Annotated in this window: 27 protein-coding genes; 9 read left to right on the forward strand and 18 right to left on the reverse strand. The window is 60.3% G+C overall.

The features are described from left to right. Positions 1–37: 37 nt before the first annotated feature. The 9 genes from AO068_RS10300 to AO068_RS10340 all read right to left on the reverse strand — a co-directional run bounded on the left by AO068_RS10300 (position 38) and on the right by AO068_RS10340 (position 10617). A complete protein-coding gene (locus tag AO068_RS10300; protein ID WP_058408306.1) occupies positions 38–220 on the reverse strand; it encodes a hypothetical protein in 183 nt (60 codons plus the stop codon). Next, complete coding sequence (locus AO068_RS10305) at positions 217–1350, reverse strand: PepSY-associated TM helix domain-containing protein (RefSeq protein ID WP_058408307.1); 1134 nt, start codon at positions 1348–1350, stop codon at positions 217–219. Before AO068_RS10305 ends, AO068_RS10300 begins: the two co-directional genes overlap by 4 nt. Positions 1351–1471: 121 nt before the next feature. After that, entirely contained in the window at positions 1472–2455 is a 984-nt protein-coding gene (locus AO068_RS10310; protein WP_058408308.1) for a FecR domain-containing protein, read from the reverse strand. Next, positions 2452–2970 (reverse strand): RNA polymerase sigma factor, encoded by a 519-nt coding sequence (locus AO068_RS10315; protein ID WP_058401197.1) that lies wholly within the window; start codon positions 2968–2970, stop codon positions 2452–2454. Before AO068_RS10315 ends, AO068_RS10310 begins: the two co-directional genes overlap by 4 nt. Positions 2971–3537: 567 nt before the next feature. Further along, positions 3538–5244, reverse strand: a complete 1707-nt coding sequence (betA, locus tag AO068_RS10320) for a choline dehydrogenase (RefSeq protein ID WP_058408309.1) — start codon at positions 5242–5244, stop codon at positions 3538–3540. 140 nt (positions 5245–5384) lie between these two features. Next, positions 5385–6857, reverse strand: coding sequence for a betaine-aldehyde dehydrogenase (gene betB / locus AO068_RS10325; protein ID WP_004654813.1), 1473 nt, complete (start codon positions 6855–6857; stop codon positions 5385–5387). 107 nt (positions 6858–6964) lie between these two features. Beyond that, on the reverse strand, positions 6965–7558 hold the full coding sequence (gene betI, locus AO068_RS10330) for a transcriptional regulator BetI (protein WP_057403222.1): 594 nt from the start codon (positions 7556–7558) through the stop codon (positions 6965–6967). Between the two features lie 298 nt (positions 7559–7856). Continuing rightward, positions 7857–9245, reverse strand: a complete 1389-nt coding sequence (locus tag AO068_RS10335; protein ID WP_058408310.1) for a DUF3482 domain-containing protein — start codon at positions 9243–9245, stop codon at positions 7857–7859. Continuing rightward, positions 9238–10617 (reverse strand): DUF2868 domain-containing protein, encoded by a 1380-nt coding sequence (locus AO068_RS10340; protein ID WP_058408311.1) that lies wholly within the window; start codon positions 10615–10617, stop codon positions 9238–9240. Before AO068_RS10340 ends, AO068_RS10335 begins: the two co-directional genes overlap by 8 nt. Before the next feature lie 109 nt (positions 10618–10726). Between AO068_RS10340 and AO068_RS10345 the strand changes: the two genes are divergently transcribed. Continuing rightward, complete coding sequence (locus AO068_RS10345; RefSeq protein WP_054071412.1) at positions 10727–11239, forward strand: dihydrofolate reductase; 513 nt, start codon at positions 10727–10729, stop codon at positions 11237–11239. Positions 11240–11429: 190 nt separating this feature from the next. Further along, positions 11430–12488 carry a hypothetical protein gene (locus AO068_RS10350; protein WP_058408312.1) on the forward strand — a complete coding sequence of 353 codons (1059 nt, stop codon included), beginning with the start codon at positions 11430–11432 and terminating at the stop codon, positions 12486–12488. A gap of 52 nt (positions 12489–12540) precedes the next feature. Here AO068_RS10350 and trmB read toward each other — a convergent pair whose 3' ends face one another. The 4 genes from trmB to AO068_RS10370 all read right to left on the reverse strand — a co-directional run bounded on the left by trmB (position 12541) and on the right by AO068_RS10370 (position 14826). Then, positions 12541–13188, reverse strand: coding sequence for a tRNA (guanosine(46)-N7)-methyltransferase TrmB (gene trmB / locus AO068_RS10355; protein ID WP_221034609.1), 648 nt, complete (start codon positions 13186–13188; stop codon positions 12541–12543). Between the two features lie 97 nt (positions 13189–13285). Next, complete coding sequence (locus tag AO068_RS10360; protein WP_003304387.1) at positions 13286–14080, reverse strand: thiazole synthase; 795 nt, start codon at positions 14078–14080, stop codon at positions 13286–13288. Positions 14081–14132: 52 nt separating this feature from the next. Next, positions 14133–14333 (reverse strand): sulfur carrier protein ThiS, encoded by a 201-nt coding sequence (thiS, locus tag AO068_RS10365; protein WP_003372514.1) that lies wholly within the window; start codon positions 14331–14333, stop codon positions 14133–14135. Positions 14334–14445: 112 nt separating this feature from the next. After that, positions 14446–14826 carry a DUF423 domain-containing protein gene (locus tag AO068_RS10370; RefSeq protein WP_002555627.1) on the reverse strand — a complete coding sequence of 127 codons (381 nt, stop codon included), beginning with the start codon at positions 14824–14826 and terminating at the stop codon, positions 14446–14448. Positions 14827–14906: 80 nt separating this feature from the next. Here AO068_RS10370 and mtgA point away from each other — a divergent pair, with 80 nt between their 5' ends. After that, positions 14907–15617 carry a monofunctional biosynthetic peptidoglycan transglycosylase gene (mtgA, locus tag AO068_RS10375; RefSeq protein WP_058408347.1) on the forward strand — a complete coding sequence of 237 codons (711 nt, stop codon included), beginning with the start codon at positions 14907–14909 and terminating at the stop codon, positions 15615–15617. A gap of 141 nt (positions 15618–15758) precedes the next feature. Here mtgA and rpoH read toward each other — a convergent pair whose 3' ends face one another. The 4 genes from rpoH to ftsY all read right to left on the reverse strand — a co-directional run bounded on the left by rpoH (position 15759) and on the right by ftsY (position 19951). Further along, positions 15759–16613: an RNA polymerase sigma factor RpoH gene (rpoH, locus tag AO068_RS10380; protein WP_002555629.1), complete on the reverse strand. Its 855-nt coding sequence runs from the start codon at positions 16611–16613 to the stop codon at positions 15759–15761. A gap of 118 nt (positions 16614–16731) precedes the next feature. Beyond that, a complete protein-coding gene (ftsX, locus tag AO068_RS10385; RefSeq protein ID WP_058408314.1) occupies positions 16732–17766 on the reverse strand; it encodes a permease-like cell division protein FtsX in 1035 nt (344 codons plus the stop codon). Further along, complete coding sequence (ftsE, locus tag AO068_RS10390; RefSeq protein ID WP_002555631.1) at positions 17763–18434, reverse strand: cell division ATP-binding protein FtsE; 672 nt, start codon at positions 18432–18434, stop codon at positions 17763–17765. The genes ftsX and ftsE overlap by 4 nt, the downstream gene beginning before the upstream one ends. Next, positions 18431–19951, reverse strand: a complete 1521-nt coding sequence (ftsY, locus tag AO068_RS10395) for a signal recognition particle-docking protein FtsY (protein ID WP_058408315.1) — start codon at positions 19949–19951, stop codon at positions 18431–18433. The genes ftsE and ftsY overlap by 4 nt, the downstream gene beginning before the upstream one ends. A 256-nt stretch (positions 19952–20207) precedes the next feature. On the opposite strand from ftsY, the gene AO068_RS10400 reads away from it, so the two are divergent. From AO068_RS10400 to AO068_RS10425, 6 genes are all read left to right on the forward strand, one after another. Further along, positions 20208–21560: a M16 family metallopeptidase gene (locus AO068_RS10400; RefSeq protein WP_002555633.1), complete on the forward strand. Its 1353-nt coding sequence runs from the start codon at positions 20208–20210 to the stop codon at positions 21558–21560. Continuing rightward, positions 21557–23050 (forward strand): M16 family metallopeptidase, encoded by a 1494-nt coding sequence (locus tag AO068_RS10405; protein ID WP_058408316.1) that lies wholly within the window; start codon positions 21557–21559, stop codon positions 23048–23050. Before AO068_RS10400 ends, AO068_RS10405 begins: the two co-directional genes overlap by 4 nt. Further along, on the forward strand, positions 23050–23634 hold the full coding sequence (rsmD, locus tag AO068_RS10410; RefSeq protein ID WP_003411937.1) for a 16S rRNA (guanine(966)-N(2))-methyltransferase RsmD: 585 nt from the start codon (positions 23050–23052) through the stop codon (positions 23632–23634). Before AO068_RS10405 ends, rsmD begins: the two co-directional genes overlap by 1 nt. A 264-nt stretch (positions 23635–23898) precedes the next feature. After that, the gene (locus AO068_RS10415) at positions 23899–24177 is read left to right on the forward strand and encodes a type II toxin-antitoxin system RelE/ParE family toxin (protein WP_058401209.1); all 279 of its coding nucleotides are present in this window, start codon (positions 23899–23901) and stop codon (positions 24175–24177) included. 12 nt (positions 24178–24189) lie between these two features. Beyond that, entirely contained in the window at positions 24190–24483 is a 294-nt protein-coding gene (locus AO068_RS10420) for a HigA family addiction module antitoxin (RefSeq protein WP_058401186.1), read from the forward strand. Positions 24484–24593: 110 nt separating this feature from the next. Next, complete coding sequence (locus AO068_RS10425) at positions 24594–25619, forward strand: hydrolase (protein ID WP_058408317.1); 1026 nt, start codon at positions 24594–24596, stop codon at positions 25617–25619. Between the two features lie 16 nt (positions 25620–25635). On the opposite strand, the gene AO068_RS10430 is transcribed toward AO068_RS10425, so the two are convergent. Next, complete coding sequence (locus AO068_RS10430) at positions 25636–26493, reverse strand: sulfurtransferase (protein ID WP_058408318.1); 858 nt, start codon at positions 26491–26493, stop codon at positions 25636–25638. Positions 26494–26515: the final 22 nt, after the last annotated feature.

The following is a 26515-nucleotide window of genomic DNA, read 5'->3' on the forward strand; positions in this document are numbered from 1 at the left end:
TAGTCAGCCTGTGACGCGCCTGCAATGAGCGTTTCAATCAGCCGCGCCGCACCAGCAAGCCCTTGATGCTCAACAGGGCAGCCGTCCCCATGCCCAGCCACGCCAGCGTATCCCACCAGCCATCACCCAGCAGCGCGGCGAACAAGCCGACGCCGATAAGCAGCGCTATCAAGGCGGGTATCGCAATGGTCTTCCAGAATCGCGATGGCCTGGAACTCATTGCGCCGCCTGAGCGCGAATCACGCTCACCGAGCGCGTGGCACGCCGTCTCACCCACCACAGGTACACCCCGCTGCCGAGCACAATGATGGTCAGCACATCCAGTACCGCCCAGAGAATCTTCATCGGCATGCCGCCATAATCACCGAAATGCAGAGGCTGCGACATACCCAATGCATCCATGTACCAGGGACGCTCGACCACGGCCGTGACTTGCAGCGTCTGCGCGTCGATCAGCACTGGCGTGGCCAGGTGCGCAGTCAAGTGCGTGTTGCCTTTGAGGAACACCGCGTAATGATGCTCGCTGGAGAAGCGCGTACCGGGGAAAGCGATGAAATCGGCCTGCATGCCGGGCGCAGCGGATTCAGCAATTTCCAGCAATCGAGTCGCCGGGGCGCGCTGGGTCAATGGCGGCGCGTCCTTGTAAGGGGCGATCATGGTGGCCAGCGCATCATTGCGCCAGGAGGCAATCAGCAGATCGGCACAGGCACTGATCACCCCCGTCACGCCCACCACCAGCGCCCAGGTCAATGTGACTACGCCAATCAGGTTGTGCAGGTCCAGCCAACGCGTACGCCTGGATTTATTGACCCGCACCTGGCCGAACTCCAGCTTGCGCATGAACGGCGCATACAACACGGTCCCGGAAACAATCGCCACCACAAACAGCAAACCCATGAACGCCAGCAGCAATTTGCCGGGCAGGTTGGCGTACATGTCTACGTGCAGGCGCAGCATGACCATCATGAAGCCGCCATTGGCAGAAGGCATTTCCAGCGCTTCACCGGTGCGTGCATCAAGGGCGAAGGTATGCGATGAGTTGGGCTCGGTATCTGCGGTTGCCGCGGTGATGGCCATCACGCCATTGGGGTCTTCGTCATCCCAGCCGAAATACTGCATCACCTCGCCGGGGCGATGCGCTTCGGCAGCCCTGGCCAGTTGCTCCAGGTTCAGATGCGGCGTGTCGGCAGGCATCTCCCGGTAATGCGGAGCGTCGCCGAGCAGATGATCGATTTCATGATGAAAGATCAACGGCAGGCCTGTAACCGCGAGCATCAACAAAAACAGGGTGCACATCAGGCTGCTCCAGGTATGCACGATGGACCAGCGGCGTACGGTTTGGCTTTTCATGGTTTATCCACAGGCGAAGGGACGCAAAACCGAGCGTGCCCCCGAAATGACTTGTAAGACTAAGCCGCTCGAAACCGGAAAAGTGTCAGGGCGATCCGGTGCAGGCATGAAGAGGTATGTTTCAGAGTTTTGCCGGATTGCTGCTGGCCTGCTCATCCCTGGCCAGCACAGTGACCCACCACGCGGTGTGCTGTTCGATCTGCACGGGCAAGGTCGGCAACAACGCCTTGAGCGCCAGGTCAGTGTCGGCCAGCGGGAATGTGCCGGTAATACGCAGATCAGCCACGGTCGAGTCGACACCCAGATGGCCTGTACGGTAACGACCCAGTTCAGCAAGCATGTCCGCCAGCCGGGCGTTGTCCACCACCAACATGCCGCGCGTCCAGGCGTCGACGCCGGAAGGCATGCTGAGCAACGGGCCAAGGCCATTGCGCGTGAGGAGAACCTGCTGGCCCTCGCGCAGAACCTGTTCACCGGACGCATTGCGCGCATTGGCGGCAACCGCTGATTGCAGCACGCTGAGCAGTGTTCCGTCTGGCTCGCGACGGACCAGAAAGCGCGTACCCAGGGCGCGCATTTTGCCATCCGCAGTTTCGACGATGAAGGGACGCGGATCGTCATGATTGCCGGTCTGCACCATTATTTCGCCGTCCTGCAGAATCACCCGACGTTGCTGCGCATCGAAGCGCACATCAATCGCGCTGTGGGTGTTAAGGCGAATCAGGGTGTTGTCCGCCAGACGCACGTCACGCTGTTCACCGGTGGCGGTGCGCTGATCGGCAAGCCAGTAATCTATCGGCAGGTAGCGGTCGCCGACGAATAATGCCAGCCCCAACGCCATGAACACGCCGACCAGACCGCCGCCAAGCTTGCGCAAGCTATGCCGCTGGGCACCAGGCGAGTGCTGCAATGCCTTGCGCGCCGGACCTGCTGGCAAGGCAAAACGCTGATTGACCATGCCCAACTGGCTCCAGGCCCTGGCATGCTCTTCGTCGGCGGCCAGCCAGCGAGCAAGTTCAGCGTCATTGCCGCTGCTGCCATCCATGTTCAATTGCCACTGGATCGCGGCGTCCAGAACATGAGCGGATACCGGCCTGGTGTTCATGTCGGCTCACCGTAGAGCGCCACATAGCACTGACGCATGGCTTGAGCCAGGTATTGCCTGACGCGCGAAACCGAGACGCCCAGCCGCTCGGCAATTTCGCCGTGGCTCAGCCCGTCGAGGCGACTGTACAGAAAGGCTGCCCGTGCTTTGCTGGAGAGACTGCCCAGCATACGGTCGATCGCTTTGAGATCTTCCAGAATCAGCATCTGCTCTTCCGGCGAAGGCTGCTCGGCCTCGGGAACCTGCATCAACTCCACGAGATAAGCCTGCTCCAGCGCAGCGCGGCGGAAGTAGTCGAACATCAGCCCCTTGGCAACGGCTGCCAGGTAAGCTCGCGGTTCTCTGGGCGTCAGCAATTCCTGACGCCCGAGCAAACGCAAGAACGTGTCCTGACTCAAATCCTGAGCACGCTGTGGACAGGCGACATTGCGTCTGAGCCAGGCCAGCAGCCAACCACGATGATCGCGATACAGCGCGCCAACAATCTCGCTATGAGTGCTTGGGACTGACGACACGAATAGCCTCGATGAGAAAGATCTAACTAAAGAGAATCATTCGCGATTGTGGCAGAGCGGAGGGATGGTGGCAATTCGCGTCTGTCGGGAGGAGGGTCTGAATCGAGTTGGCGCTCGTACCAATGCTCCGCGTCCATTGCGACGCGGAGCGTCGGGAAATGCATTCCCACGCTGGAGCGTGAGGAACGAGAATCTTATAACTATCGTGCCCATGCTCCGCGTTGGCATGCCGTTCTGGACGCTCCGCGTCCATTGCGACGCGGAGCGTCGAGAAATGCATTCCCACGCTGGAGCGTGAGGAACGAGAATCTTATAACTATCGTGCCCATGCTCCGCGTTGGCATGCCGTTCTGGACGCTCCGCGTCCATTGCGACGCGGAGCGTCGAGAAATGCATTCCCACGCTGGAGCGTGAGGAACGAGAATCTTGTAACTATCGTGCCAATGCTCCGCGTTGGCATGCCGTTCTGGACGCTCCGCGTCCTCTTGCGACGGGAACCGCCGTGAAATGCATTCACGCTGGAGCATGCACAACGAAAGGCGTCCAGGGAGGACGCCCATCGTCAGATCAGGCCTGGTGGCTGATTTCGCGCAGCGGCTTGCCACGTGCAGGTTTGTCGCCTGCAACGAAGTAGTCGGCGGTGCTGCGAGGCAGGGGCTGACGACCGCGGATCTTGTCGGCGATTTTCTCGGCGATCATGATTGTCGGTGCATTCAGGTTGCCCGTGGTGATGATCGGCATGATCGAGGCATCGACTACGCGCAGGCTTTGCAGGCCATGCACACGGCCCTGACCGTCGACAACGGCCATCTCGTCGGTGCCCATCTTGCACGAGCAGGACGGGTGGTAAGCCGTTTCGGCATGCTCACGTACGAACTGGTCCAGCGCTTCATCAGATTGCACATCGATACCAGGGCTGATTTCGCGGCCACGGTACGGGTCCAGAGCCGGTTGCTGCATGATCTCGCGCGTCAGGCGGATGCCATCACGGAACTCCTGCCAGTCCTGCTCGCTGGACATGTAGTTGAACAGGATGCTCGGGTACTCGCGCGGGTCTTTGGATTTGACCTGCACACGACCACGGCTCGGCGAACGCATGGAGCCGACGTGAGCCTGGAACCCGTGTTCCTGAACGCCCTTGGTGCCGTTGTAGTTAATCGCGACCGGCAGGAAGTGGTACTGAATGTTCGGCCATTCAAACGCTTCGCTGGAGCGAATGAAACCACCGGCTTCAAACTGGTTGCTCGCACCGATACCCGTACCGAGGAACATCCACTCGGCACCAATGGCAGGCTGGTTCCACCACTTCAGCGAAGGGTACAGCGACACCGGCTGGGTGCAGGCGTACTGCAGGTACATCTCCAGGTGATCCTGAAGGTTCTGGCCAACGCCCGGCAGGTCATGAACCACCGGAATATCCAGCTTGTTCAGCACTTCGGCCGGGCCGACACCGGAACGCTGGAGAATCTGCGGCGAAGCGATTGCGCCGCCACACAACAGCACTTCCTTGCGGGCACGGGCCTGGATGCGGGTGTCGCTGTCGCCTACCAGGTACGCCACGCCGACGGCACGCTTGCCTTCGAACAGAATGCGATCGGTCAGCGCGTGAGTGACGATGGTCAGGGTCGAGCGCTTCTTGGCCTCGTCCAGATAACCACGGGCGGTACTGGCACGACGACCGTTAGGCGTCACGGTGCGGTCCATCGGACCGAAGCCTTCCTGCTGATAACCATTGAGGTCGTCAGTGCGCGGGAAACCGGCTTGCACGCCCGCCTCGACCATCGCATGGAACAGCGGATTGTTGCCCGCCTTGGGCGTGGTCACGCTGACCGGACCTTCACCACCGTGGTAGTCATTCGGGCCGATGTCGCGGGTTTCGGCCTTGCGGAAGTACGGCAGGCAGTCGACGTAGCTCCAGTCTTCGAGACCCGGCTCCTTGGCCCAGCCGTCATAGTCCATCGCGTTGCCGCGGATGTAGCACATGCCGTTGATCAGCGACGAACCGCCCAGGCCTTTACCACGACCGCATTCCATGCGGCGGTTGTTCATGTGTGGCTCTGGCTCGGTCTCGTAGGCCCAGTTATAGCGGCGTCCCTGTAGCGGGAATGCCAGTGCGGCTGGCATCTGGGTACGGAAATCCAGACGATAGTCCGGGCCACCGGCTTCCAGCAGCAGAACAGTGACGCCCGCGTCTTCGGTGAGACGGGCTGCCAGGGTGTTACCGGCAGAGCCGGCACCAATGATGATGTAGTCGTATTCGGATTGAGTCGTCATAGAGGCTCCCTCATAGAGCTGCAAGTCTCAAGCCTTGGCTGCAAGCAGAAGCAGCGAGGCGATACTTGTGAAAATGGGGTGCGGCAAACCGCTTTTGATTGCGTCTGCTTGAGGTTTGCCGCGTGCCACTTGAACCGTGTTTAGAAAACCGAGGCGTAGTCGCCCAGTTCGATCTGTACCGACTTGATCCGCGTGTACTGCGCCAGCGAGCTGATACCGTTTTCACGACCAACCCCCGACTGCTTGTAACCGCCGACCGGCATTTGTGCCGCCGACTCGCCCCAGGCGTTGATCCAGCAGATACCGGCTTCCAGCAGATGAATCACGCGGTGTGCGCGGTTCAGGTCACGGGTCACGATGCCTGCGGCCAGACCGAAATCGGTGTCGTTGGCGCGGCGCACCACTTCTTCTTCGGTGTCGTAGCCGAGGATGCTCATCACCGGGCCGAAGATTTCTTCACGCACGATGGTCATCTCGTCGGTGCAGTCGGTGAACACGGTTGGCGCAACGAAAGCGCCCTTGTCGAACACACCACCGGTCAAGCGATCGCCGCCGCACAACAGGCGTGCGCCCTGCTCTTTGCCCTTGGCGATATAACCCAACACGCTTTCCATGTGCTCGAAGCTGACCAGCGGGCCGAAATTGATATTTTCGTCTTCCGGGTTGCCGGCGCGGATGCGCTTCACACGCTCGAGGATTTTCGCTTCGAACTCGGCTTTCAGAGCGTTCGGCACGAACACGCGGGTGCCGTTGGTGCAGACCTGACCGGAACTGTAAAAGTTGGCCATCATCGCGATATCGGCCGCACGGTCCAGATCGGCGTCGTCGAACACGATCAGCGGTGATTTGCCGCCCAGCTCCATGGTCACTTCCTTGAGCGACGAGCTCGAGGCGCTGGCCATGACTTTCTTGCCAGTGTCAGTACCGCCGGTGAAGGAGACTTTCTCGATGCGCGGGTGCTCGGTGATCCAGGTACCTACTTCACGGCCGCTGCCGGTCAGCACGTTGAATACGCCGTTCGGTACGCCCGCTTCGGTGTAGATTTCTGCCAGCTTCAGGGTGGTCAGCGAAGTGACTTCACTCGGCTTGAAGATCATCGCGTTACCCGCGGCCAGCGCCGGGGCGGATTTCCACAGTGCGATCTGGATCGGGTAGTTCCAGGCGCCGATACCGGCCACCACACCCAGCGGCTCGCGGCGGGTGTACACGAATGAAGAGTCGCGCAGCGGAATCTGCTCACCTTCGATGGCGGGTACAAGACCGGCGTAGTATTCCAGCACGTCGGCACCGGTCACGATGTCCACGTAGCGGGTTTCGGAGATGGCTTTGCCGGTGTCCAGCGTTTCCAGCGCGGCCAGTTCGTCGTTGCGCTCACGCAGGATATCGACAGCACGACGCAGGATGCGCGAACGCTCGACAGCGGTCATGGCAGCCCAGATCTTCTGGCCTTTTTCAGCAGCAACGACTGCGCGCTCGACGTCTTCCTTGCCGGCACGCTGGATCTGCGCCAGTACTTCGCCGTTCGCCGGGTTGATGGCATCGAAGGTTTCAGTGTTGCTGGCATCGACGTAACCGCCATCGATGTAAAGTTTCTGCAGTTCAAAACGGGCCATAAAGTCCTCGCAAATTCAATTGGGGGGGGCGATGACTGATTTCAGCGTGCCGGAAACATTGGGCAACACGGTTTTGCAGTCGTTCGGCAGGCAGGCTTCTAAAGCTCTCAGCCAGCCGATTTCGCCAGTTGAAAATCCATGTATTCGTAGGCAATCCGTTGTGCTTGCTCGGTGTCGAATGCATCGCCTGACAGCGCGCCTCTCAGCCACAGCCCGTCTATCAGGGCGGCAAGCCCGCGGGCGGCGCTGCGTGCCTGTTCCAGTGGCAAGGTGCGGCGGAACTGACAGCACAGGTTCGAATACAAACGGTGGTCGTTGATACGCTGCAATCGGTGCAGCGAAGGGTGATGCATGCTGGTCGCCCAGAAGGCCAGCCAGGTTTTCATGGCCGGGCCGCTGACCTGACTGGCATCGAAGTTACCTTCGATGATCACTTGCAGATGAGCCCTTGGGCTGTCTTCGGTCAGCGCCTGCCGACGTTCGCGGACGTTCAGAATCAAGGCGTTCATCAGATGCCGCATGGTGGCGGCAATCAGGCCGTTCTTGTCCTGAAAATAGTGACTGATGATGCCGTTGGACACGCCCGCCAGTCGCGCAATCAGAGCAATGCTGGCGTCGCCCATACCGACCTGATCGACCGCTGTGAGCGTGGCCTGGATCAGTTGTTGGCGGCGGATGGGTTGCATTCCGACCTTGGGCATTGGCGCGATTCTCCCGGGTGTCTGCAATGATCGTTGTACCAAAACGGTGAGGCCAGTCTAAAGATTTTTTATTGAACGATCAATCAATAAAAAATAATCGGCAGGTTTTCGCCGGTAAACGGCACGCTGAAAAGCGCCTGAATGCGGGGGTTCTGGAGGATGCGTCAAGGCGCAGATTTGTGACGCGGAGCGTCACCCACGGCATTCCCACGCTGGAGCGATATCTCAACTATCGTGCGACGCTCCGCGTCGCATGCAGTTCTGGACGCTCTGCGTCCGGTCTTCAGCGCCGGAACAGTCAATCCTGCAAAACCACATCCGCCAGTTGATCAATCGCTTCCTGCCGCTCAGCCTGATTCGGTTTGGCGTGCGGGTTGAGTGTTGACCATTGCGGGTGGGCACGGGCGCGGGTGAGCGGCTCGGGGATTTTGCCTTTGCGCCAGGTTTTGTCCTGCGGCGTGGTCAATTCCATGCTGTGAATGGCCGCATGGCCTCTCACTCCCAACGCCAGCAACAAGTGCCCCTGTCGCAGAGCAAGCAGGCGCAACACTGCATCGTCCACCGTCAACTCCCTGCGGCCCTTCAACTTGCCCAGCAAGCGTCCGCCGTAGCTGCGCGCCGTCAACAGGGCACCGCCTGCAATCGCACCGACCAAAGCCGCCGCGCCAAGCGTTACGCCGCCGACCATCAGATCGACCCCTGCCCCGGCCGCCGCACCGGCTGCCACGCCGCCACCAACCCGTACGCCCATCAACCTGAGGGTTTCCGGATTGAACAGATCATCGCCCCAACGGCCGTCCATCAACGGCAAATCGCTGGTAGACACGTCGTCCTTGCGAAAGGCGTACAGCTTGAGCAGCGCCTCGACACATTGCTGCTCACGCTGACGAACAGCCTTGCGCAACGCTTCCACCGCCTGCTGTTCCTGCTCGGCACTGGTCTCGACGCTACGCCGACACGCTGCACAGTCAATCAACAGTTCGGCGATGAGACGAGCCGCGCTGTGTTTTCTGGCTCGACGTTGTTTCTCCTGATCCTCAATCAAACGTTCAAGCCGAGGCCGCGCGCTTTCCAGCAGCAGCGCCAGGCTTTCATACAGACGACGGCCGCCATCTTCCGGCGGTGCGACGCTGTCGAAGCGCACCAATGCATGCAGCCCCAGGCGTGAAAGTGCCTCTCGCCATTCCGGCTCGCGGTGCTCGCGCGCACTGACGAAATTCAGCACCGGCAGCAACGGCTTGCCACAACTGGCCAGCACCACCAGCTCGTCACGGTACTTGGCGAGCACCGGTTCGCGTGCATCGATCACATACAGCCCGGCGTCCGAGCCGAGCAACTGGCGCATGACCTTGGCCTCTTGCTCAAAGCGCTGGCGTGCTTCACTGCCCTCCAGAAAACGCGCCAGTCGCGCCGGGCCATCCAGACGTTCGCCGGGACGATCCAGGCGTTCCAGATAATCGAGCAGCGCAATGGCGTCTTCCAGACCGGGCGTGTCGTACAGATCGACCAGCGCCTGACCGTCCACCGACAGGCGCGCGCCTTCCACATGACGGGTGGTGCTGGGCCGGTGAGACACTTCACCGAAGCTGACATCGCCGGTCAGGGTGCGCAGCAGCGAGGTCTTGCCGACGTTGGTGTGGCCGACCACCGCCAGCTTGATGGCACGGGCATTGTCTGCTTCAGTCATGGCCTGTCTCCAGCCAGTTCAAGGGCGCGCTGTCGGTGCGCGGCAACTGCAACCCATCCAGAGCGGCGTGCCAGTCGCCCAGACGCTCCAGATCGAGCACCTGCCCGGCAGGCGCGGGCAGCAGCCAGACGCGTGTCGCCCCCGCGCTGCGCGCCAGTTCGGCCATCAGCGCCAGACTGCCGCGATCCGGTGAACGGCGAGGATCACAGGCGACCACTATGCGCGCAGGCGGATAGTGAGTCAGTTGTTCCAGCAGCTTGTGTCGCGACTCGCGGCTGTCGAGAATGCCCGCATCGACCACGCCGGACGGCAGTTCTGGCGGCCAGACGTGTTGATCATCCAGCTCGATGGCCACCAGCAACGCGCCATTGCTGTCGGACGCACCTACGCCGGGCTGAACCTGATGCAACGCGGCGGGTTCGACGTCATTGACGCCCAATCGCTCGCTGCTGGGCATCAATCGTTCACGCAGTTCAAGGTACTCGGGCAATTCAAGATCGAGACGCAACCCCGCACGCCCCTGCTTCCAGCGCCACAGGCAGAACGCTGCCAGCAACAGACGCGGCACAATGCCGTAGACCAGCAGCACGCCCACCAGCCACGCAGCCCAGGCCTGACGCGCATTCTCGATACTCAAAGCGCCATTGCCGCTGGCGCGAATCATGGCTTCGTCCGGCACACTGAAGCCCAGCCACGCCGGGACGGTACTGAGTGTCTGGGTCATGCTGACAAAAGTGTCGCTGCTCAAAATGGTGGTTTCCCAGACAAACCCGTAGCGTCGGGTCGCCATCAGCATCAACAGCACCACCAGCGCACTGACCAGCGCCAGCAGCCACAGGCTGTGAACCACCAGGCCGAGCACCCAGCGATTCAGGCGCTTGCGTTGCAGCAGCAGAACCAGCGCGGGGGCGAGCTGCGCAGCCTGGGCGTCACGGGCAAGCTTTTCACTCAACCACAGCCATAACCGGCCCAGCCCACTGTTGCTGCGGCCAGCGAAGATCAAGCCCAGCGCCCACGCAGCCAGCAGCACCAGATTAAGCCCAAGCAGACTGCCCAGTGCCCAGAACACATTGACCGGTGCCTGCCCGTCGCCCATTGCGGCGAAGGCCAGGCCCGCGCCACTGATGACAGCGAACACCGCCAGCGCAACCAACGCCAACCGCGCGCCCTGCTTCCAGTGGTGCAATGCGCCGAGCATGCCGTCACGCTGTGCCAGCCCAAGGGCGCGATGGGTAATACGGGCAGTCAGGTCGCCTCCAGCGGCCCGGGCGCGGCGATTGGCTTCCTGATCATCCAGCACGCCAGCCTGTTGTTCACGCAGGCGCACGGCTTCGGTCAGCCAGAGGGTATCGAGTGGGGTCAGTGCAGTCACACAGTGTCTCTTGGTTGAATTCAGCGGTGAGCATAACCGCAGTCATGGGACTGAGCACGGCGCATGTCAGTTCATTCGCCTGCCCCGCGACCTCTGATATCCTCGGCGCATGAAAACTCATCTCCCCCTCAGCCTGATTGCCGCCCTTGGTGAAAACCGAGTGATTGGCGTCGACAATTCCATGCCCTGGCATTTGCCGGGGGATTTCAAATACTTCAAGGCCACGACGCTCGGCAAGCCGATCATCATGGGTCGCAAGACCTGGGATTCGCTGGGCCGCCCGCTGCCCGGTCGCCTCAACCTGGTGGTCAGCCGCCAGACTGATTTGCAGCTTGAGGGCGCGGAAGTCTTCCCTTCGCTGGACGCCGCAGTCGTGCGCGCCGAGCAATGGGCGCAAGAACAGGGTGTCGATGAAGTGATGCTGATCGGCGGCGCGCAGCTGTACGCCCAAGGCCTTGCACAGGCGGATCGCCTGTACCTGACTCGCGTAGCGCTTAGCCCTGATGGCGACGCGTGGTTTCCAGAAATCGATACGGCGCAATGGGCGCTGGTGTCCGATACCGAGAACGCGGCTGTCGATGACAAGCCTGCTTACAACTTTGAAGTCTGGGAACGCGTCTGATAAGCGTTTTTCGGCGCATTTGAGGTCGCTGACGAAAAACTGCAATAAAAGTGTCGCTTTTGGTTTAACTGTCGCAAATAAAGGGGCAAACGGCGTCTTTTGGCCTTTTTCGGGTCGCTGACGTACTTTTGCCTTCACAATAATTTGTTACGGTCTGCCCCTTCGTTTTTTCGACAAGGGGAAATCGCCTATGAAACTCGTGCCAAAACTGTTGGCTGCTGCCGTCTGCTTCGGGCTTGCCAGCCAGGCTATCGCAGCCACCGAATTGAAGCATTGGCCCGAGCCTGCCGCCAAGGCGCTCGACGCGATGATTGCGGCGAATGCCAACAAGGGCAATTACGCAGTCTTCGACATGGACAACACCAGCTACCGCTTCGACCTCGAAGAGTCGCTGCTGCCGTACATGGAAAACAAAGGCCTGATCACCCGCGAAAAACTCGATCCCTCGCTCAAGCTGATCCCCTTCAAAGACACCGCCGAGCACAAGGAAAGCCTGTTCAGCTACTACTATCGCCTTTGCGAAATAGACGACATGGTCTGCTACCCGTGGGTCGCGCAGGTGTTTTCCGGCTTTACGCTGCAGGAGCTCAAAGGCTATGTCGATGAGCTGATGGCCCTGAAAAAGCCGATCCCGGCGACCTATTACGACGGCGATACCGTCAAGCAGCTCAATGTCGAGCCGCCGCGCGTATTCACCGGGCAGACCGAGCTGTACAACAAGCTGATGGAAAACGGCATCGAGGTGTATGTGATGACCGCCGCGTCCGAAGAGCTGGTGCGTATGGTCGCTGCCGATCCGAAGTACGGCTACAACGTCAAACCGCAGAATGTGATCGGCGTGAGCACGCTGCTCAAGGACCGCAAGACAGGCGAGCTGACCACGGCACGCAAGCAGATCACGGCGGGTAAATACGATCCGAAAAGCAACATGGGTCTGGAGCTGACGCCATACCTGTGGACACCGGCAACCTGGATGGCGGGCAAGCAGGCGGCCATTCTGACCTACATCGACCAGTGGAAAAAACCGGTCCTGGTCGGCGGCGATACCCCGACCAGCGACGGCTACATGCTGTTTCACAGCGTCGACGTGAGCAAGGGCGGCGTGCACTTGTGGATCAACCGCAAGGACAAGTACATGACCCAGCTGAACGGCATGATCAAGGACAATGCCGAAGCTCAGGCCAAGGAGAAGCTGCCGGTCACGGCGGACAAGAACTGGGTGATCGTCAAGCCGGACGAGATTCAGTAACGGGCTTCATACTGCGTGATCGTGCCCATGCAACCGGGCACGATCAGCACGCTCAGTCGACTTTCTCGAACTTCAGATCCCATACGCCGTGTCCGAGCTTCTCGCCACGGCGCTCGAACTTGGTGATCGGCCGTTCCGCAGGGCGCGGAACGTACTGGTTGTCTTCAGCCTGATTGCGATAACCAGGCGCTACGCTCATCACTTCCAGCATGTATTCCGCGTAAGGCCCCCAATCGGTGGCCATGTGGAACACGCCGCCTGCCTTCAGCTTGCTGCGCACCAGTGCGGCGAATTCAGGCTGCACGATGCGGCGCTTGTGGTGACGGCTCTTGTGCCACGGATCCGGGAAGAACAGCATCAGGCGATCAAGGCTGTTATCGGCGACGCAGCGGTTCAGCACTTCAATGGCGTCGCAATCGTAGACGCGCACATTGGTCAGCCCTTGGGTCAGCACACCGTTGAGCAGCGCGCCTACGCCTGGGGAATGCACCTCGACACCGATGAAATCGTGCTCGGGAGCCGCTGCCGCCATTTCCAGCAACGAGTGGCCCATGCCGAAGCCGATTTCCAGCGTGCGCGGCGCAGCGCGACCGAACACCTGATCGAAATCCACCGGCGCATCGGTCAGCGACAGGCCATACAGCGGGAGACCTTGATCAAGGCCGCGCTGCTGACCTTCGGTCATGCGACCGGCACGCATCACGAAACTCTTGATGCGGCGGTGCGGGCGCTCTTCGCCTTCTTCGACAGCAGGCGACTCTGGGTGCGGAACGTGCGAATCAGTCATCAACGGGCTCTTACTTGATCAGGCCATCCAGCGGCGAAGATGCGCTGGCATAGAGTTTTCGAGGCATGCGTCCGGCGAGGTACGCCAGACGACCGGCAATTACAGCGTGCTTCATGGCTTCGGCCATCATCACCGGCTGCTGGGCATGGGCGATGGCCGAGTTCATCAATACGGCTTCACAGCCCAGCTCCATTGCGATGGTGGCGTCGGAGGCAGTGCCGACACCGGCATCGACCAATACCGGGACCTTGGTTTCTTCAAGGATGATCTGCAGGTTGTATGGGTTGCAGATCCCCAGACCACTGCCGATCAGCCCTGCCAGCGGCATGATCGCGATGCAGCCGATTTCGGCCAGCTGGCGGGCGATGATCGGGTCATCGCTGGTGTAGACCATCACGTCGAAACCGTCCTTGACCAGGATCTCGGCGGCCTTGAGGGTTTCGATCACATTCGGAAACAGGGTTTTCTGGTCAGCCAGGACTTCGAGCTTGACCAGATTGCGACCGTCGAGCAGTTCCCGCGAAAGGCGGCAGGTGCGCACGGCCTCGGTTGCATCGAAGCAGCCAGCGGTGTTCGGCAAGATGGTGTAGCGATCAGGTGGCAGCACATCCAGCAGGTTCGGCTCGCCGGGGTTCTGGCCGAGGTTGGTGCGACGCACGGCAACAGTCACGATCTCGGCACCCGAGGCTTCAATGGCCAGACGGGTCTGTTCCATATCGATGTACTTGCCGGTGCCTACCAACAGACGCGACTCGAAAGTCCGACCGGCCAGGACGAAGGGCTTGTCGCTGCGAACATTGCTCATCGGAAATCCTCATAACGTGCAGATGGGGGTTGGGCTGAGTGCAGGTTGCGAGCTAGCCACCGCCAATGGCATGAACCACTTCGACCTGATCGCCTTCACTCAGGACGGTCGCCGCATGCTGACTGCGCGGCACGATATCCAGGTTCAGTTCCACCGCAACCCGGCGTCCGGCAAGGTCCAGGCGGGTCAGTAATGCCGCGACGGTTTCGCCATCGGGCAATTCAAAGGGTTCACCGTTCAACTGAATGTGCATGCGAGAGCAGCCATCATTTTTGGGGGGCCAGCATTCTAGCCCGATCAGCGGGTATGACCAAGGCAAAGCCACGCCATTCGTCTCAAGCGCGATCTGCCGTGCAAGCCGTCACTCAAGGAGCAGAGCCCAACCGCCAGGCAGCCAGACCCAACATCGACCAGCCAAACAGAAAGGCCAGACCACCGAACGGGGTGATGATGCCCAGCTTGCCGATGCCGGTCAGGGTCAGCGCGTACAGGCTGCCGGAGAACAACAGTATCCCGATAGCGAACGAGAATCCGGCCCAAGTGACGAGACGCCCGGGGATGTGCGTCGCCAGTATCGCCACACCGAGCAGGGCCAGCGCGTGGATTAGTTGATAAAGCACACCCGTATGGAACACCGCCAGGTACTCGGCACTCAGGCGTTCCTTGAGACCGTGAGCGGCAAATGCGCCCAACGCCACACCCGTGAAGCCGAAGAAGGCAGCAAGCATCAAAAAGCTACGAAGCATCAGGAACTCCAGTGAAAAATCGTCGAAAGGCGCACGGTCTGTATAATGGCCCGCTCAACGGGTTCGGCCAAGCCATCTCTATGCTGCAGTTTATCCTTCGTCGCATCGTCAAAGCCCTGCTGTGGTTCGCCGCAGGCAGTGTTCTCGTGGTTCTGGTTCTGCGCTGGGTACCGCCACCAGGCACCGCGCTGATGGTCGAACGCAAGGTCGAATCCTGGGTTGACGGCGAGCCTATCGACCTGCAACGCGACTGGGAACCGTGGGACAGGATCTCCGACAACCTTAAAATTGCGGTCATTGCCGGCGAGGATCAGAAATTCGCCGAGCATTGGGGTTTCGACGTCGACGCCATTCAAGCGGCCATCCTGCACAACGAGCGCGGCGGCTCGATCCGTGGCGCCAGTACGCTTAGCCAGCAGGTATCGAAAAACCTGTTCCTTTGGTCCGGCCGCAGCTACCTGCGCAAGGGGCTGGAGGCGTGGTTCACTATGCTCATCGAGCTGCTGTGGTCCAAGGAGCGCATCCTTGAGGTGTACCTGAACAGCGTCGAATGGGACGAAGGCGTATTCGGCGCGCAGGCAGCAGCGCAACATCACTTCCGCACCAGCGCCAGCGCGCTTTCTGTACAACAGGCCAGCTACCTCGCCGCCGTCCTCCCCAACCCGCGCGAGTGGAGCGCCAGCCACCCGAGCAGCTACGTCTCGCGTCGCGCCGGCTGGATTCGTCAGCAAATGCGTCAGTTGGGTGGGGATGAGTATTTGCAGGGACTCAATAGCAGCCGTCGGTGGTGATTGCGTCACAAAAGGTGATTGCGTCACAAAAGAGGACGCGAAGCGTCCGAAGCGGCATGCGACGCGGAGCGACGCACGATAGCTGGTACACAAACAAAAACGCCCCGATCATCTCGGGGCGTTTTTCGTTGCCGGGTAGCCTTACGCAGCTATCGACGTCTTGAGCTTGTTCATCGCGCTTTTTTCCAGCTGACGAATACGCTCGGCGGAGACGTTGTACTTCTGCGCCAGGTCGTGCAGCGTGGCTTTTTCTTCTGCCAGCCAGCGCTGGTAGAGGATGTCGCGGCTGCGTTCGTCCAGCACGTCCAGCGCCTGATGCAGGTTGGCGGTGGAGTTGTCGGTCCAGTCGGAATCTTCCAGCTGACGCGCCGGGTCGTAGCGGTGGTCTTCCAGATAGTTGGCTGGAGACTGGAACGCACTGTCGTCGTCTGCTTCGGCTGCCGGGTCAAAGGCCATGTCATGACCGGTCAGACGGCTTTCCATCTCACGCACTTCACGCGGCTCGACGCCCAGGCTTTCAGCGACGCGATGCACCTCGTCGTTGTTCAGCCAGGCCAGACGCTTCTTCTGGCTGCGCAGGTTGAAGAACAGCTTGCGCTGCGCCTTGGTGGTGGCGACCTTGACGATGCGCCAGTTACGCAGGATGAACTCGTGAATCTCGGCCTTGATCCAGTGCACGGCAAAGGACACCAGACGCACGCCCATTTCGGGGTTGAAGCGCTTCACGGCCTTCATCAGACCGACGTTACCTTCCTGAATCAGGTCAGCCTGAGCCAGACCGTAACCCGAATAACTGCGCGCGATGTGCACGACAAAGCGCAGGTGGGCGAGGACCATTTGTCGGGCCGCGTCCAGATCCTGCTCATAGTAGAGACTTTCAGCCAGTTCACGCTCCTGCTCGGGCGTCAGCAAGGGAATGCTGTTGACCGTGTGCACATAGGCCTCAAGGTTCGCACCCGGGACTAAAGCATAAGCAGGTTGCAAAGAAGTGGTCATACGAAAAAACCTCCAGCGCACAGGTTATGTGCAGTTCAGCAATAGCCAGATTGACCCGGAACCGCTAACCAAGTTCCTTGATTTTCAGAAGCCAGTCTGGTGAACGAAAAATTTGCCTCTAACGGGGCGCCAGTTCACGCAAGTGACGAGCGACCGCAATCCAGGCACCGATATACCCTAACAGAACCGCTCCAAGCAAGAGCGAAAGACCATCACCCATCGGAACACCTGCCAGCGCAAAGTCGCTTCCATAGAGACCTGCCAGCCCGACGACCGCACCGTTCAGCCAGTTCAGGCCATAAGCCAGAACGCCCCAGGACAGGATACCTGCCCCGAAACCGTACAGCGCGCCCATATAAAGGAAGGGTCTGCGCACGTAGCTGTCAGTACCGCCCACCAGCTTGATGACTTCGATTTCGATACGGCGGTTTTCAATATGTAGACGAATTGTGTTACCAATTACTAACAGCAAAGCTGAGACAAGCAAAACCGTCAAGCCGAAAACGAATCGGTCACCCAGCTTGAGGATCGCGGCCAGTCTTTCGACCCAGACCAGATCCAGTTGCGCCTGCTCGACTTTAGGCAGTTCTGCCAAGCGCGTGCGCAAGGCTTCCAGTGCAGGTTTGTCCACTTCATCCGGCGTTACCAGTACCACACCCGGAAGCGGGTTCTCTGGCAATTCCTTGAGCGCCTCGCCAAGACCGGACTGTTGCTTGAATTCACCCAATGCCTGCTCGCTGCTGATGTACTCGGCATCTGCGACGCCGGGCATCGACTTGATTTCATCACGCAGGCGAGTGCCATCAGCAGTATTGGCATCCAGCTTCAGGTAGATGGAAATCTGTGCAGCGCGCTGCCACGAACCACCCAGACGCTCGACATTGCTCAGTAGCAATGACAGGCCCATCGGCAAGCTCAAGGCAATCGCCATCACCAGACAGGTAAAGAAACTGCCAATCGGTTGTTTTCCCAGACGTCGCAGGCTGTCCAGCAGACTGGAACGATGGCTTTCCAGCCACGCCGACAACAACGCACTGAAATCCGGGCCATCGTCATCGTGGTCGTGGCGCTGTTTTTTCTGTTTCGGCGGTAGCGGATCGGCCGCTTTTGGCGCGACGCGCTCTGAAACCTTGGGGCTGCGTGTGGCACTCATACTCCGGCCTCCCCATCACCGATCAGACGACCGCGCTGCAGGGTCAGCATGCGATGACGCATGCGGGCGATCAATGCCAGGTCGTGACTGGCAATCAGCACGCTGGTCCCCAGTCGGTTGATATCTTCAAACACGCCCATGATTTCCGCCGCCAGACGTGGGTCGAGGTTACCGGTAGGTTCATCGGCCAGCAGCAAGGCCGGGCGATGGACAATGGCGCGGGCAATCCCGACACGCTGTTGCTGACCGGTGGACAGGTCGCCGGGGTACAGCTCGGCCTTATCGGATAGCGCCACACGCTCAAGGGCCGAATCGACCCGTTTGGCAATCTCGGGCTTGGACAGACCAAGGATCTGCAAGGGCAAAGCGATGTTGTTGAACACCGTGCGATCGAACAGCAACTGGTGATTCTGGAACACCACGCCGATCTGACGACGCAGAAACGGGATCTGTGCGTTGCTGATCTGCCCAAGGTCCTGGCCGGCAAGCATCAGTTTGCCGGTAGTTGGACGCTCCATGGCCAGCAACAGGCGTAACAGCGTGCTTTTGCCGGCACCGGAATGACCAGTGACAAACAAAAACTCGCCGCGACGTACTCGAAAGCTCAGTTCATGCAACCCGACATGTCCATTCGGGTAGCGCTTACCGACCTGCTCGAATCGAATCATGGACGCTCCCGCTCCGCAAACAGTGCCTGAACAAAGGGTTCGGCCTCGAAGGTACGCAAGTCATCGATACCTTCACCGACGCCGATATAGCGAATCGGCAAGCCGAACTGCTTGGCCAGGGCGAAAATCACGCCGCCTTTGGCTGTGCCATCCAGCTTGGTCAGCGCCAGCCCGGTCAACGTAACCGTCTGGTTGAATTGCTTGGCCTGATTGATAGCGTTCTGCCCGGTGCCTGCATCGAGGACCAGCAGGACTTCGTGAGGAGCATCTGCGTCCAGCTTGCCGATCACGCGGCGAACCTTCTTCAACTCCTCCATCAGGTTGTCCTTGGTGTGCAGGCGACCTGCGGTGTCGGCGATCAACACATCAATGCCACGGGCCTTGGCGGCCTGCACGGCATCGAAAATCACCGAGGCGGAATCGGCACCGGTGTGCTGGGCGATCACCGGAATGTGATTGCGCTCACCCCAGACCTGCAACTGCTCGACGGCCGCAGCGCGGAAGGTGTCGCCCGCTGCCAGCATGACTTTCTTGCCTTCCAGTTGCAGCTTCTTGGCCAGCTTGCCGATGGTCGTGGTCTTGCCCGCGCCATTGACGCCGACCACCAGAATCACGAACGGCTTGTGCTCGACCTTGATCACCAGCGGTTGCTCGACAGGCTTGAGCATCGCGGCCAGTTCACCCTGCAACGAGGTGTACAACGCCTGGGCGTCGGTCAACTGCTTGCGCGCGACTTTCTGGGTCAGGCTCTTGATGATGACTGAGGTGGCTTCAACGCCGACATCGGCGGTCAGCAGACGGGTTTCGATTTCTTCCAGCAGATCATCATCGATGGCCTTCTTGCCCAGAAACAGGCTGGCCATGCCTTCGCCGATGCTGGCGCTGGTTTTCGACAGCCCCTGCTTCAGACGAGCAAAAAAGCCGACCTTGCCGGTTTCGGGCTCTTGTACCGGAGCAGAGGCCAGAGCAGGAACCACTTGCGGAACAGGCGCTACCGGTTGTGGCACAGCCTGCGCGACGACGGGTTCTGGTTCTGGTTCTGGTTCTGGTTCTGGTTCTGGTTCTGGAACAGGCTGAACCAGCAGCGGCTCGGGAACACTCAGCGGCACGATATCGGCCACAGGTTCCGCCGCGACCGGCTCGGGCACGGCCTGAGCCTGACTTTGCTCCGGGATTGGCGGGGTGATGTGCGGCTCGCGCTCGTCACTCAGTGCCACTGGCTCTTCGGTTACCGGCAAGGTCAGCCACGGCTGAGGCGACGGCGCACCCGGCTCGACGTGGCCTTGCTGCGAATGCGCAACCGGTTCGACGATGCTCTCGGGTACAGATTGCGAGGCAACAGGAGGCTCAACCTGCGGCGTGGTCACAACCGGGTCGTGGACCGGATCGGGTTGCGTCGGGGATGATTCTTGTGGCGCTGGCTCGGCTTGCTGCGGTTTCTTGCGCAGCCATCCGAACAGGCCTTTCTTCTCTCCAGCCTCGGCTGGGGTCTTCTTGTCGTCGTTGGAACCAAACATGGAGGACGGCTATCTCAAGGTTGCGGGGCGCCAGAGGGCGACCCGGAAAAATTCGGACATGCAAAACAGACTGCGTTTAGGACTTCTTGTTCACTCAACGGCCGCGTGAAGCGCTACCTTTACCTGCGTTTCAGACAGGTTTCACTCGCAATCGGCCAGTGAAGGCTGTCTCTGAAGCAAACGGATCAGTATCCTAACACCCCCGCGCCCGCCGACGCTAAGTTCACGCGGGCCGTCCTACAGGTTCAAACTACGAATGAATGCTCTAGCCCGCCGCGCCGCAGGCCTGCTGCTCAGCACTATTTGTCTGCCTTTGACAGCATTGGCTGCTGATTCGCAACCGACCCATGAATTTACCCTGGACAATGGCCTGAAGGTTGTCGTCCGCGAAGATCACCGCGCTCCGGTGGTGGTTTCCCAAATCTGGTACAAGGTCGGCTCCAGCTACGAAACACCCGGCCAGACCGGCCTGTCCCATGCCCTTGAACACATGATGTTCAAGGGCAGCAGCAAGACCGGGCCGGGTGAGTCTTCACTGATTCTGCGCGATCTGGGCGCTGAAGAGAATGCGTTCACCAGCGATGACTATACCGCCTACTATCAGGTCCTGGCCCGCGATCGTCTGAGCGTCGCCCTGGAACTGGAAGCCGATCGCATGGCAACCCTGAAATTGCCCGCCGATGAGTTCAGCCGCGAGATCGAAGTCATCAAGGAAGAGCGTCGCCTGCGCACCGATGACAAGCCGATGGGCAAGGCATTCGAACGTTTCAAGGCGATGGCCTACCCTGCCAGCGGCTACCACACGCCGACCATTGGCTGGATGGCGGATCTGGAGCGCATGAAGGTTGAAGAGCTGCGCCACTGGTACGAATCCTGGTACGCACCGAACAACGCCACGCTGGTGGTGGTTGGCGATGTGCAACCGGACGAGGTCAAAGCCCTGGCAGAGCGTTTCTTCGGCCCGATCCCGCGCCGCGACGTGCCGCCCTCGAAAAAACCGCTGGAACTGGCCGAGCCGGGCGAGCGCAAGATCACTCTGCACGTCAAAACCCAGTTGCCGAGCCTGATTTACGGCTTCAACGTGCCAAGCGTTGCGACCGCTGAAGACCCACGTTCGGCGAATGCCCTGCGCCTGATTGCGGCACTGCTCGACGGTGGTTACAGCGCACGCATTTCCTCACGCCTGGAACGTGGCGAAGAACTGGTCTCCGGCGCATCGTCGCGCTACGACGCATTTGCTCGCGGCGACAGCCTGTTCATGATCAGCGCCACACCCAACCTGCAAAAGAAAAAGACCCTGGCCGATGTGGAAGCCGGCATCTGGCGTCTGCTCGACGAGCTGAAAACCAAGGCACCGTCCGCCGAAGAACTGGAGCGCGTTCGGGCTCAGGTCATTGCCGGTGTGGTCTACGAGCGCGACTCGATTACCAGCCAGGCGACCATGATCGGCGAGCTTGAAACCGTCGGCCTGTCCTGGAAGCTGATGGACAATGAGCTGGAAGCCCTGCAGAGCGTAACCCCGCAGGACATCCAGAAAGCAGCCAACACCTATTTCACCCGTGAGCGCCTCAGCGTTGCGCACGTTCTGCCTGAGGAGAAAGCCAAATGATCACGCGCAACGCTCCACGTCATGCGCTGCTTGGCCTGATCCTGGCCGGTTCGCTCGGCACCTTTGTCGCACTGCCAGCCGTGGCCGACAACGCCGCCCCTGCCGAGCCTGGCCAGGCTGCTCCGGCACTGGGCAGTAACCTGCAAACCCTCAAGGAGCTGGACGGCAAGGCACCGGCCCGTCGCGCCCTGAACATCCAGACCTGGAATACCGCCGAGGGTGCCAGGGTGCTGTTCGTGGAATCGCGCGAATTGCCGATGTTCGACATGCGCCTGACATTCGCCGCAGGCAGCAGCCAGGACCAGAAATCGCCCGGCATTGCCCTGTTGACCAACGCCATGCTCAATGAGGGCGTCAAAGGCAAGGACGTCAACGCCATCGCTCAGGGCTTCGAAGGCCTGGGAGCGGATTTCAGCAACGGTTCCTACCGCGACATGGCGGTCACGTCCTTGCGCAGCCTGAGTACTGCCGACAAACGCGACCCGGCCCTGAAGCTGTTCAGCGAAGTCGTGGGCAAGCCTACCTTCCCTGCCGATTCTCTGGCCCGTATCAAAAACCAGTTGATCGCCAGTTTCGAGAATCAGAAACAGAACCCCGGCGCTATCGCCAGCAAGGAACTGTTCAACCGTCTGTACGGCGACCATCCCTACGCTCATCCGAGCGAAGGCGACGCAAAAAGCATCAATGCCATTACCCTGGCTCAGCTCAAGGCTTTCCACGCCAGAGGCTATGCGGCAGGCAACGCGGTGATTGCTCTGGTAGGCGATCTGTCGCGGGACGAAGCGCAAGCCGTCGCGGCGCAGGTTTCCGCCTCGCTGCCCAAAGGCCCGGCACTGGCGAAGGTCGCTGATCCGGTTGAGCCGAAGGCAGGCACCACGCATATCGAATTCGCGTCCAACCAGACCCACCTGATGCTCGCGCAACTGGGCATCGACCGTAACGACCCGGACTACGCGGCGCTGACCGTGGGTAACTCGGTATTGGGTGGTGGCGGCTTCGGCAGCCGACTGATGACCGAAGTGCGGGAAAAACGCGGCCTGACCTACGGCGTGTCATCTGGCTTCACCGCCATGCAGGTTGCCGGACCGTTCATGATCGGCCTGCAAACGCGTGCGGAAATGAGCGAAAACACCCTCAAGCTGGTGCAGGACATCGTTCGCGACTTCCTCGCCAACGGCCCGACCCAGAAAGAAGTCGACGATGTGAAGCGCGAACTGACCGGCAGCTTCCCGCTTACCGCAGCCAGCAATTCGGCCATCGTGGGTCAGCTAGGTGCAATCGGCTTCTACAACCTGCCGCTGACCTACCTTGAGGACTACATGGCCGCCGCCCAGAGCGTGACCGTCGAACAGGTGAAAGCTGCGATGAGCAAGCACCTGAGCGCCGACAAGATGGTCATTGTTACCGTTGGCCCGACCGTGGAGCAAAAGCCATTGCCAGCGCCGACCGACAAACCCACCCGCCAACCTGTAGGGGTCCCGGAACACTGATGGCCAATCCACGTCCGAAGGGCCACAACGGCCTGGGTCAGCTTCGTATCATCGGCGGAGAATGGGGCAGCCGTCGCCTGACCTTCCCCGACGCCCCCGGCCTGCGCCCGACGCCTGACCGGGTGCGCGAAACCCTGTTCAATTGGCTGGCACCCTACATCGCTGGTGCCAGGGTGCTGGACGTTTTCACTGGCAGCGGCGCACTGTATTTCGAAGCCCTGTCCCGTGGCGCCAGCATGGGCCTGGCGCTGGACAGCAACGCGGCGGCCATCGCCAGCCTGCGCCAGAACCTCAACGCACTGAACTGCACCAGCGGCCAGGTCTCCCAGACCGACGCCCTGCGCCATCTGGAAACCGCCACGGCATCGCCCTTTGACGTGGTGTTCCTCGACCCGCCCTTCCATCAAGGCCTGCTGGCTTCAGCCTGCAACCTGCTGGAAAGCCACGGCTGGCTGGCCGACACCGCCTGGATCTACACCGAAAGCGAAACCCCGCCATCGACCACCGGCTTGCCGGGAAGCTGGCGATTGCACCGCGAGAAAAAGGCTGGTCAGGTGTATTACGCGTTGTGGCAGCGGGGCTAGGCCGCTTTCATACGCTACTGGGTGGAGCGCATGGCGCGCTCCATTCTTGCCTCAATATCCCTCTCAGATCATGCGACCTACTTGAATTAAAGACCCATCCTACGTCGCACTCGTTGACCCGTAATCGCAAAAATAGTCCCATTTGCTCACGACATTTACACGTTCTGCATGGCCTCTGCGTGCATGAAGGAAAGTTATGAACAAAGAAAACAGGACAGCAAAATGGCGATTGCGGAGTGTGATGTGCCGCATCACAATCACAGCTTGATTGTCAGCTGGAGACACAAGGGTCTCAGGATTTTTTTTGAAACCGGCTCTACAAGCGGAATCAGGGCAGATCATTCAAGACGTATCGCACATGTCCTGATGGTTCTGAATCGAGCGAAAGTGCCAGCTAACATCAATATACCCGGCTGGCGGCTTCACCCCCTCAGGGGAGAACTGGAAGGGTTCTGGTCAATAACTGTAAACGCCAACTGGCGTATTATTTTTCGTTTCCTAGAGACAGATGTCGAGCTGGTCGATTATCTGGATTACCACTGAGCGGAGGTCCCTGTGGAAATGCATAACCCCCCACATCCGGGTGAAATCCTGCTTGAAGAGGTGATTCCTGGTCTGCAGACCACCGTTTCGGAGTTCGCCAGTCATCTGGGCTTTGCCAAAGAGACCCTTTCAGAAATACTGAATGGGCTTGCACCTGTGAGTCCTGACCTGGCAGTAAGGCTTGAGCGGGCGGGCATCAGCAGCGCGCGTCTTTGGCTGAGCATTCAGGCTGATCACGACCTGTGGCAGGCCGAGCGTCGCGAGCAGCCGCCAATCGAGCCTTACGTCAGAGCGGGTCAAGGTTAGCAACGCATCACGGGGACACGCCACCACGCTACTTGAATCTCCCCTTACATCCCGGTCCACTTAATGGCAACGTACAGCTTCAGTCACTGCACCGATCGTTGAGCAAGCACGTGTCCACACGCCCTACCTTTCTGTCCCATGCCAATCCATTCATCCCGGCCGTCGGCATGGGCAATCCGCATTTGCAGACGCTGTGGGGGCCGCTGCTGCGCAGGCCGACGTTGCTGGCGCGCACTCGCGAGCGGTTGTGGTTGAAGGATGGGGATTTTCTGGACATGGACTGGCATGGTCCGGATGAGCCCGATAAACCCCTGGTTCTTGTACTGCACGGCCTGACCGGGTCGTCCAATTCGCCGTATGTAGCCGGTCTGCAAAAGGCCATGGCGGCGCAGGGCTGGCCCAGTGTGGCGCTGAACTGGCGCGGGTGCTCGGGAGAGCCGAACCTGCTGTCGCGCAGCTATCACTCAGGCGCGAGCGAGGATCTGGCCGAGGTGATCGCTCATTTGCGTTCGCTGCGGCCATTGGCTCCGATTTATGCGGCGGGGTATTCGCTGGGCGGCAATGTGTTGCTCAAGTACCTGGGGGAGTCCGGCGCCAGCAGTGATCTTCGGGGCGCGGTGGCGGTGTCAGTGCCGTTTCGGCTGGACGAATGCGCCAACCGCATCGGCCAAGGGTTCTCCAGGGTTTATCAACGACACTTCATGCGCGAAATGCTGGCGTATATCCGTGACAAGCAGCACCGCTTCCAGCATGAAGGCATCAGCGAGGGGCTGGCCGAACTCGCCGCGCTGGGCTCGCTGGAGAACATGCGAACGTTCTGGGACTTCGATGGACGGGTGACTGCACCGCTGCATGGTTTTACCGACGCCACGGATTACTATCGCAGGGCATCCAGCCGCTACTATCTGGGTCAGATTCAGACGCCGACGCTGATCATCCAGTCCAGCGACGACCCGTTCGTGTTCCCCCACAGCCTGCCCGAACCGAGCGAGCTGTCGCCCTGCACCGAGTTTGAGCTACACGCCAGAGGCGGGCATGTCGGTTTCGTCGACGGCTCGTTGCGCAATCCGGGCTATTACCTTGAGCGCCGCATCCCGCTTTGGCTAAGCGCCGCACATCAGCGCGAAAACGCCTGATCAGGCTGACGACGGATCAAGCGGCGCCCGTGGCGATTTCATGCTCAGGATCGTTGATCCACTCGCTCCACGAGCCCGCATAAAGCGTTGCCAGCGGATACCCGGCCAGACACAGGGCGAACAGGTTATGGCAGGCCGTGACGCCTGATCCGCAGTAAGACACCAGACTTTCCGGCGGACGACCCTGCAGTTTTTCGGCAAAACGCTGCCTGAGCTGCTCAGGTGGCAAAAAGCGTCCATCCGGCCCGAGGTTATCGGTGCAGGCCGCACACTGAGCACCGGGAATATGCCCGGCGACCGGGTCCAGAGGCTCTACTTCACCTCGGAAGCGCGCTTCGGCGCGGGCGTCGATCAAGGTCATTTCCGGGCGACCGAGGCGGCCGTGCAGGCGACTGCCGCTGAGCACCATCGACATGTCCGGCTCACCGCTGAAACTGCCCGGTTCACGATTCGGCGCGTCGAGGCTCAACGGCAGGCCTGCAGCGTGCCAGGCTTTCAGCCCTCCATCGAGCAGGTACACGCCTTCGCGCTTGCCCATCCAGGCCAGCAACCACCAGGCGCGCGCGGCATACATTCCAGGTCCGTCGTCGTACAGCACGACATCGCTGTCAGCGTTGATGCCCCATGCCTGAAAACACTGTAACAAGACTTCCGGGTCCGGCAGCGGGTGGCGGCCTGTTTTGCCTTTGATCGCTGGCCCGCTGAGGTCGCGCTTCAGATCGGCAAAGGACGCGCCCTCGATACGCCCCTGGGCGTAACTGCGCTGACCGTAATCGGAATCTTCAAGCGCATAACGGCAATCGAGAATCACCAGACCTGGGGTTTTCTGTCGTGCAGCCAGTTGCTCGGGGCTGATCAGTTGCGCAATGGACATGACACACTCCTGTGGCAGAGAA

It is taken from the genome of Pseudomonas sp. ICMP 3272, assembly GCF_001466905.1.
Classification (GTDB): domain Bacteria; phylum Pseudomonadota; class Gammaproteobacteria; order Pseudomonadales; family Pseudomonadaceae; genus Aquipseudomonas; species Aquipseudomonas amygdali.

Coding starts and splice junctions, on each gene's coding strand:
- AO068_RS10430 (WP_058408318.1), bottom strand. CDS start 26,493: ATGTCCATTGCGCAACTGATCAGCCCCGAGCAACTGGCTGCACGACAG.
- AO068_RS10335 (WP_058408310.1), bottom strand. CDS start 9,245: ATGACTGAAGCAGACAATGCCCGTGCCATCAAGCTGGCGGTGGTCGGC.
- AO068_RS10300 (WP_058408306.1), bottom strand. CDS start 220: ATGAGTTCCAGGCCATCGCGATTCTGGAAGACCATTGCGATACCCGCC.
- mtgA (WP_058408347.1), top strand. CDS start 14,907: ATGCTGCAGTTTATCCTTCGTCGCATCGTCAAAGCCCTGCTGTGGTTC.
- betA (WP_058408309.1), bottom strand. CDS start 5,244: ATGACGACTCAATCCGAATACGACTACATCATCATTGGTGCCGGCTCT.
- ftsE (WP_002555631.1), bottom strand. CDS start 18,434: ATGATTCGATTCGAGCAGGTCGGTAAGCGCTACCCGAATGGACATGTC.
- AO068_RS10350 (WP_058408312.1), top strand. CDS start 11,430: ATGAAACTCGTGCCAAAACTGTTGGCTGCTGCCGTCTGCTTCGGGCTT.
- rpoH (WP_002555629.1), bottom strand. CDS start 16,613: ATGACCACTTCTTTGCAACCTGCTTATGCTTTAGTCCCGGGTGCGAAC.
- AO068_RS10310 (WP_058408308.1), bottom strand. CDS start 2,455: ATGAACACCAGGCCGGTATCCGCTCATGTTCTGGACGCCGCGATCCAG.
- rsmD (WP_003411937.1), top strand. CDS start 23,050: ATGGCCAATCCACGTCCGAAGGGCCACAACGGCCTGGGTCAGCTTCGT.
- AO068_RS10360 (WP_003304387.1), bottom strand. CDS start 14,080: ATGAGCAATGTTCGCAGCGACAAGCCCTTCGTCCTGGCCGGTCGGACT.
- betB (WP_004654813.1), bottom strand. CDS start 6,857: ATGGCCCGTTTTGAACTGCAGAAACTTTACATCGATGGCGGTTACGTC.
- AO068_RS10400 (WP_002555633.1), top strand. CDS start 20,208: ATGAATGCTCTAGCCCGCCGCGCCGCAGGCCTGCTGCTCAGCACTATT.
- ftsY (WP_058408315.1), bottom strand. CDS start 19,951: ATGTTTGGTTCCAACGACGACAAGAAGACCCCAGCCGAGGCTGGAGAG.
- AO068_RS10370 (WP_002555627.1), bottom strand. CDS start 14,826: ATGCTTCGTAGCTTTTTGATGCTTGCTGCCTTCTTCGGCTTCACGGGT.
- ftsX (WP_058408314.1), bottom strand. CDS start 17,766: ATGAGTGCCACACGCAGCCCCAAGGTTTCAGAGCGCGTCGCGCCAAAA.
- trmB (WP_221034609.1), bottom strand. CDS start 13,188: ATGCGTGCCGGTCGCATGACCGAAGGTCAGCAGCGCGGCCTTGATCAA.
- AO068_RS10405 (WP_058408316.1), top strand. CDS start 21,557: ATGATCACGCGCAACGCTCCACGTCATGCGCTGCTTGGCCTGATCCTG.
- AO068_RS10305 (WP_058408307.1), bottom strand. CDS start 1,350: ATGAAAAGCCAAACCGTACGCCGCTGGTCCATCGTGCATACCTGGAGC.
- thiS (WP_003372514.1), bottom strand. CDS start 14,333: ATGCACATTCAGTTGAACGGTGAACCCTTTGAATTGCCCGATGGCGAA.
- AO068_RS10345 (WP_054071412.1), top strand. CDS start 10,727: ATGAAAACTCATCTCCCCCTCAGCCTGATTGCCGCCCTTGGTGAAAAC.
- betI (WP_057403222.1), bottom strand. CDS start 7,558: ATGCCCAAGGTCGGAATGCAACCCATCCGCCGCCAACAACTGATCCAG.